Below are 5,528 nucleotides of genomic sequence, written 5' to 3' on the forward strand. Positions count from 1 at the left end.
AGAAGAACATTTCATTCTGATCAAGGTTGGGCTTATCAGATGAAAGCATACTCGCATAGACTAAAAGAAGAACGAATATTTCAAAGTATGTCCAGGAAAGGGAACTGCCTTGATAATTCGATAATGGAGAATTTCTTTGGTTTACTTAAGCAAGAGATATACTATGGTGTTGTTTACTATAGTTATGAGGAATTAAAATCGGAAATAGAACGGTTTATAAAGTATTACAATGAAGAGAGAATAAAAGAAAAGTTAGAATGGATGAGTCCTGTTCAATACAGGCACCATCTTTTAGCAGCATAAAGAAAACGAGACGACCGAAGTCGTCTCGTAAAAAAGTCTAACTTTGAGGGGTCACCTCAGAAAGTTGCTCTTTTTGTATTTCTATTCTATTTCTATTTATTTTTAGAAGTTTCCTCTTCAGAATCAGATGATTCTAAGAGAGTTTCATTTGCACTATCAAAGAAATCCTTAAAGCCCCCATCATTTTTTTGCTTTTTAGAGTTGTTTTTTTGCCCATCGCCTTTGGCAGGTTGTGGTGGGTGAATCAAATATATTGAATTGATAGAAGATTTATTATAGCTCATAAATATCACACTCCTTGAAAGCGCTTGACAAAAAAACTCATTATAAACATGAAAACATATTGCTTATATATGCGATGATTATTTACATATATATCAAAACACATCAGTTACAAATGAACAAAAACGTATTATTTACATATGTACTGATATATTATCGTATAGAATTTATAAAGATTTAAGTGTTTTATATAAAAAAAATAATAATATATATGCTATAATGGAAAAGATATGTTTTTCGATAAAGCATTTTTAAAGGAAAATATGTAATTGTTATATGAGAGAGTGAGGAATGAAAATGTATAATGAAGTATCCAATTTATTGATGTATGGAGAGGAGAATGCTGATTCGATTTTGTATAAAATAGCTGAAATATTTGCCGAATTTGAATCAGGAGACTATAATCCAATACAGTTAAAAAAACAAATAAACATTACAGTTAAAAGATTATTAGATACAGCAACAAAATATGGATTTGACGGTAATTTATGGAATGATTATTTAACATTTTATTTAATGATGTCAGAAAATCCATTTACAATAACATGTGAAAAAACAAAATTGCAAGAAGGCACTGTAAATGAAATCGTCAAAAATGATTTTTCTATTTTTAAAAAATTATTCGAATATGATTTCACAGAAATTGAAAGCAAATTGAATTTGAATATTTTTTCACAGATTTGCAATTATAAAGCGATAACTAAAAAAGAATTAACATATAATAGGAATGTTAGCGAAAAAGTCAAAGAATATTCTGCTCGCTTAAAAAAAGCAAAAGATGAAGAGGAATTCTATGATGTTATTACTGAATTCTACACTAAATATGGCGTTGGAATGATTGGTTTGAATAAGGCATTTAGATTAAAAGCAAAATCAAATGAATCAGAATCGATTGAGTTAGTACCGATAAATAATCTTGATAATGTTGTTTTGGATGATTTGATAGGATATGAAATACAAAAGAAGAAATTAGTAGACAATACTGAAGCGTTTCTTAAGGGGAGAAAAGCTAATAACGTATTACTTTATGGAGATAGTGGTACAGGAAAGTCGACAAGTATCAAAGCAATCATAAATCAATACTACGATCAGGGCTTGAGAATGATAGAAATTTACAAACATCAGTTTAAATATCTATCAGAAATAATTGAAAAAATAAAAAAACGTAACTACAAGTTCATAATCTATATGGATGATCTATCATTTGAAGAATTTGAAATAGAATACAAGTTTTTGAAAGCGGTTATAGAAGGCGGAGTTGAAACAAAACCAGAAAACATATTAATTTATGCAACGTCAAATAGACGCCACTTGATTAAAGAAACATGGAATGATAGAAATGATCAAGATAATTCGCAAGGTAAACATAGATCAGATACTGTAGAAGAAAAATTGTCATTGGTAAATAGATTTGGTGTAACAATAGGTTATACTAAACCAAGTCCAAAAGAATTTATGACAATGGTTGTTGAACTAGCTAGACGTCAAAATATAAAATTAGATGAACAGACAATTCGAAGCGAGGCGAACAAATGGGAAATTTCGCATGGAGGAATTTCGGGTCGAACAGCCCAGCAGTTTATTAATTACTTAGAGTCACAATTATAAAATTTTATAAGTAATCTTTAAGTAGAAAGAAAGCAAAATTGTCTGTAGAAGAAAGGCAAAAACATGTTATACCAAGTAAGTAATGGAAGTATTTCATACGGAGACGAACCAATAGTTAGTGATATTGTGTTTGAAGTAAAAAATACAGAAAAAATTGCAATTGTAGGAAGAAATGGTTGTGGAAAGACAACATTTTTAAAAGCAATATCAGGAGAATTGGATTTTGAATCGCAAAGCGAAGACAAACCAGTTAGCATTGCTAAAACAGGAAATCCGACAATTGGATATTTAAAACAGATATCATTTGATGATACATCTGTCACTTTGGAAGAAGAAGTAAAAAAAGTTTTCAAAGATATGGACCTTAGAAAAAAAGAGCTGTCCGATATGGCAAAATCTTTAGAAAACGATTATTCGGAAGAAAATGTAAAACGCTATATTGCGATGGAAGAAAAGTTTCGTGAAGATGGAGGATATTATTACGAAAAAGAGTATGATGTTCTCATAAGAAAATTTGGTTTCACAGACGAAGAAAGAAAAAAACCATTGGCCGAATTTTCCGGAGGACAGCAAACAAAAATAGCTTTTATCAAATTGCTTTTGAGTAAGCCAGATATTTTGTTATTGGATGAGCCTACTAACCACCTTGATGTTACAACAATTCAGTGGTTAGAGAATTATTTAAAAAACTACGAAAAAGCAGTTATAGTAGTTTCTCATGATAGAATGTTTTTGGATAATGTAGTGGATGTTGTATATGAAATTGAATATTCAAAATTGACGAAATATCCAGGAAATTATTCATATTTTGTTGAACAAAAAGAAAAAAACTATGAGAAACAGTTGAAAGATTATGAAAATCAACAGAAGGAAATAAAGAGATTGCAAGAGTTGGTTGAAAAAATGAAACATCATCCAACAAAGGTTTCAATGGCGTGGTCAAAACAAAAAGCTATTGACCGTATGAAAAAAATACCTAAACCAGAGAAATTTAACACTAAAACGTTTAAATCAAACTTTAAACCCAAAGAACAATCTGGAAATGATGTATTGTTTGTTAGCGATTTGCAAATAGGATATGATAATCAAGTGCTTTCAGAAGTTTCGTTAGATATAAAAAAAGGTCAGAAACTTGGTGTAATTGGAGCAAATGGTTTAGGAAAATCGACTTTTTTAAAGACAATTGCTGGAAAAATCACTCAAATATCAGGTGAGTATAAGTATGGAGCAAAGGTTCAGATAGGATACTTTGATCAGCAAATGGCGATGTATCAAAGTTCAAAGAATATTTTAAATGATTTTTGGGATGAATTTCCTAATCTTACAGAACAAGATATAAGAAGTTCATTGGGTGCATTCTTGTTTTCGGGTGATGATGTTTATAAAGATGTAAATATGCTGTCAGGAGGAGAAAAGGTTCGCCTTGCATTGTGTAAATTAATGAAATGCAGACCAAATGTATTAATCCTTGATGAGCCTACAAACCATATGGATATTGTGGGAAAAGAAACATTAGAAAAGATGCTCCAAGAATTTGAAGGAACGGTTATTTTTGTGTCCCATGACAGATATTTTATGAAAAAGGTCGCAACCCAAATCCTTTTGTTTGAAAATGGATATACAAGACAATTCCAGTTTGGATACGATGAATATCAAGAAAAAATAAATGAAGAAGTTGGTTTGGATTCTGCGGTCAGCAAGGTTAATGGTATTAAAACATTCGGGAAAATAGGAACTAGAACAAATGCAGTTCAGCAATCAAATGCCGCAGTTCAGCAATCAAATGCCGCAGACGAGCGAGATGTCAAAGCTAGTATAGATGCCACAACCACCTCTGATGTAAATGCCAAAAATACACAAGCAGTTAATAACACTGCTACCTCCAAGGTCTCTATGAGCTGGCAAGAAAATTCCGACATTTCATCTGAGCTATCAAACAAAATGCGAGAAGATTATGAAGAAAAAGCTGCCACAAATAATGCTTTAAGTGCCGTTCAAAGTAACGCCCAAAGCATAGGATCAAATGATGCCAAAAGTGTCGCCAAAAGTATAGGATCAAATGATGCCAAAAGTGTCGCCAAAAGTATAGGATCAAATGATGCCCAAAGTGTCGCACAAAGTACAGGCCCAAATGTCATTCAAGACACCTCGCAAAATAATTCTTCAGTGAAAAAACTTACGAGAGAAGAATTAGGTGTATCAGATTATGAACTTGGAAAAATGCATTCGCGTTTGCGTCGCCAGCTTCAAAAAGTTGAAGAAGAAATCCAAAAACTAGAAGAACAAGGAGAGACTTTGCAACAAGAATTGCTTAATCCAGAGTATCAATCTATGTATTCTAAATTGACAGAAATACAAGATCAGATTGATGAAAACGAAATGCTGGTTTTAGAGAAAATGGAGGAATGGGAAAACCTTAGCAAAGAAAAAGATTCGCTTCCTGAATTATAAAATAAAATATATTCATAGTAAAAAGACCAACTATTGAAGCAATGATGCATTAATAGCTGGTTTTTTGTTGAATATTTTGTTGAATAGAATGGAGAATAAAACAAAAGATATTAATATTTTAAAATAAAAAAAGAAAACAGTAAGCCAAACAATAAAAAATAAAGAATAAAATATTAAAAAAGAGCGTATTTATAAAAGAATACATTGTATAAATCTATAATTTATATATCAATAAGTATAAGTAAAAAATAAAAAACCAGAAAAACAAGCTGAAAGAAAATTTTCAGAAAAAAACAAAAAAAACCACTAGTTGTTCTTCTTTTAAAAAATAGCAAATAATGGTTGACTGTAAAGAAAAAAGATGATATTATAATTGAGCTGACAGCGAAGAGCTCACAAGCAAAGGAAACTTAAGCATAAAAGCTAAAGTAGATATGCGGAAGTAGATATATACGGAAGCATATGCTTGGGTTTACGAGAAAAACTTCGATGGTCATCTTTCATCAATTGCTTATATAAACATTAATGAGCGATTGATAATCATTTGTTTTTTGATTTTAAATATTCGATTATTAGCACCTTGATTGGTAGCTGCGAATTAAAAAATAAAAACAAAAAAGTGTTGACAAACACAAAGAAAGATGATAAGATATAGAAGCTGTCGCTGATAAGCGAAACAAAAACTTTGATAACTAAATAGTGAAAAACCTTGAAAGATTCTAAAGAGAATTATTCAAGTAATCAAAAGATTACACGAACAGCATCAAAAAAGATGCACCTTTAAAACAGTAACAAGGAAATTAGCCAAGCTAAGTTCTGAGAATCAAATTTTAAAATGAGAGTTTGATCCTGGCTCAGGATGAACGCTGGCGGCGTGCTTAACA

General features: G+C 30.9%; 4 protein-coding genes. 3 read left to right on the top strand and 1 reads right to left on the bottom strand.

The window, feature by feature from the left end; translation table 11 throughout:
- The coding region (locus tag BLV79_RS12150; RefSeq protein ID WP_143470273.1) for an IS3 family transposase at nucleotides 1-303 on the top strand (303 nt) is incomplete at its 5' end.
- A 92-nt stretch (nucleotides 304-395) separates the two neighbouring features.
- On the opposite strand, the gene BLV79_RS12155 is transcribed toward BLV79_RS12150, so the two are convergent.
- The gene (locus tag BLV79_RS12155) at nucleotides 396-587 is read right to left on the bottom strand and encodes a hypothetical protein (RefSeq protein WP_074719243.1); all 192 of its coding nucleotides are present in this window, start codon (nucleotides 585-587) and stop codon (nucleotides 396-398) included.
- A 295-nt stretch (nucleotides 588-882) separates the two neighbouring features.
- On the opposite strand from BLV79_RS12155, the gene BLV79_RS12160 reads away from it, so the two are divergent.
- Both BLV79_RS12160 and BLV79_RS12165 read left to right on the top strand, forming a co-directional pair.
- A complete protein-coding gene (locus BLV79_RS12160; RefSeq protein ID WP_074719244.1) occupies nucleotides 883-2,193 on the top strand; it encodes an ATP-binding protein in 1,311 nt (436 codons plus the stop codon).
- 63 nt (nucleotides 2,194-2,256) lie between these two features.
- Nucleotides 2,257-4,644, top strand: a complete 2,388-nt coding sequence (locus BLV79_RS12165) for an ABC-F family ATP-binding cassette domain-containing protein (protein ID WP_074719245.1) — start codon at nucleotides 2,257-2,259, stop codon at nucleotides 4,642-4,644.
- The last annotated feature ends 884 nt before the right edge of the window (nucleotides 4,645-5,528 follow it).

This window comes from Lachnobacterium bovis DSM 14045, assembly GCF_900107245.1.
In the GTDB taxonomy this organism is placed as follows: domain Bacteria; phylum Bacillota; class Clostridia; order Lachnospirales; family Lachnospiraceae; genus Roseburia; species Roseburia bovis.

What these genes read in the sequence shown, in the direction of transcription:
- BLV79_RS12160 (WP_074719244.1), top strand. Translation starts at nt 883, where the DNA reads ATGTATAATGAAGTATCCAATTTATTGATGTATGGAGAGGAGAATGCT.
- BLV79_RS12165 (WP_074719245.1), top strand. Translation starts at nt 2,257, where the DNA reads ATGTTATACCAAGTAAGTAATGGAAGTATTTCATACGGAGACGAACCA.
- BLV79_RS12155 (WP_074719243.1), bottom strand. Translation starts at nt 587, where the DNA reads ATGAGCTATAATAAATCTTCTATCAATTCAATATATTTGATTCACCCA.